The sequence below is a fragment of the Parendozoicomonas verongulae genome (assembly GCF_009711465.1).
Taxonomy (GTDB): domain Bacteria; phylum Pseudomonadota; class Gammaproteobacteria; order Pseudomonadales; family Endozoicomonadaceae; genus Sansalvadorimonas; species Sansalvadorimonas verongulae.
Window position 1 is genome coordinate 984 of record NZ_SMME01000744.1, and the last position, 1,588, is coordinate 2,571.

Annotated in this window: 2 protein-coding genes; both read right to left on the reverse strand. The window is 45.7% G+C overall.

Annotated features, from left to right (window positions below):
- Positions 1 to 1,076 (reverse strand): restriction endonuclease subunit S (locus E1189_RS04770; protein WP_230460169.1); only part of this gene is annotated, 1,076 nt, incomplete at its 3' end.
- Positions 1,076 to 1,588, reverse strand: a 513-nt coding sequence (locus E1189_RS04775) for an N-6 DNA methylase (RefSeq protein ID WP_155158915.1), incomplete at its 5' end; no start/stop codon positions are given. The genes E1189_RS04770 and E1189_RS04775, both read right to left, overlap by 1 nt.

The window sequence follows — 1,588 nt, forward strand, 5'->3', positions numbered from 1 at the left end:
ACTGCTGAAAATGATTTAAATTTCTGTGTTATCTCAGAGAAGTGTTTCTGTAATTCAAGAGAGGGAAGAAATACAGGTAGACTTAAGAGATCATCCATTTCAAATCTCTTTGTTCCGTGCGCTGCTGAAGATACTTTCGAGAGAAGATGCTCATGTTGAGACTTCAGAAACCAAAGCAGGAAATTAGGCAGCAAATAATCTGTGCAGGTAAATGCCTTCATATCCTGATTTATTGCCACATCTCTTGTAGTGATAGCCACGGGAACTGTGTGAGCCAATATCATGCCTCTTACAACAATTAAAATTGAGGATGTTGGCACTTTCTTTAGGTTAGTTTCGGTGAAAACTGAATCTGAAATGTGATCTAGCGCATCTGAAATCTCGACACTTTTCATATCTTTCGGGGAAACCCAAGGAAACTCACCAGACCAGTATGTTTCATTCTTCTTTGAAGGTGTTCCACCACTCATAACATTTACTAACGACTTCAGCGGCTTCACCTCCCACCCCTTCGGATTAGTCACCGGATCACCAAACATATCCAGGAACACACTGCGGAGGAATTCGTCGGCGAGGCCGATGGCCTGCTGGCGTTTCTGGCGAAGCTGGTCGGCTTTATCCAGAATGGCGGCGATGCGTTTTTGCTCGGGTAGTGGGGGGAGTGGTACAGGTATTCTGCTTGCATCACCTTTTGTTAACTTTGCTCTGGTTGCCCCTTTAATAAATGGAGTCACATCATACCGCTGCAAAACACGGTAGAGAAAAGTCAGATCAATATTATCCTTCGGTTTCAGCACATGAGCATGGTTGTTTACCCAATACTTGCCAGTAGCAATGTATGCAATATCACGATCAGGATTACCGAAGTGGCCACCATCTTCTGCAAGCAAAACCAAAGACTCATCAAACAGATAACCATCTATAGAACCCTGTAAGCCATTAGCTCCATAGTAAGCATAATCACCTTCGACACGCTCAGACGCTTTTACAGGCTTCCTGAGATTATCTAAAAAAGTAACGACTTCGCTTAAAGGCACAACAGGCCATTTATCAGAGAAACCAGAGCGACGCAGCATCACAACATCCCCTCCAACTCACCCAGCTCCTTCTGAATCTCAGCCTCCAAATCCTTCAACCGCCCCAGAATTTCCTTCGGCGGGTCATAAACCTCTTCCTCGTACACCACCTCCTTATAGCGGTTAATGGACAGGTCGTATTTATTAGCTTTCAAATCCGCCTTGAGTACGACAAATGCCTTCTGAGTGCGATCAGTCCAGTCCATCATGGGAACGATGCTTTCATCAGACAGTTTGTGTCCAACAAACGCATCCACCGGCAAATTACGGCTCCTGCGATATTGCTTCCAGTTCGCAATCAAATGAGGCAAATCGTTTTTGTCGATAGGGTTGCGCTTGTCATCCAGACTGTAACCGTCGTTTTCCAGATCGTAGAACCAGACGTTTTCAGTCTCGCCGCCCTTGGTGAAAATCAGAATGGCCGTCGCCACACCGGCATAGGGTTTAAAGACACCGGACGGCAGGTTGATTACCGCTTCCAGCTGGTTATCTTCCACCAGTGTTTTGCGCAG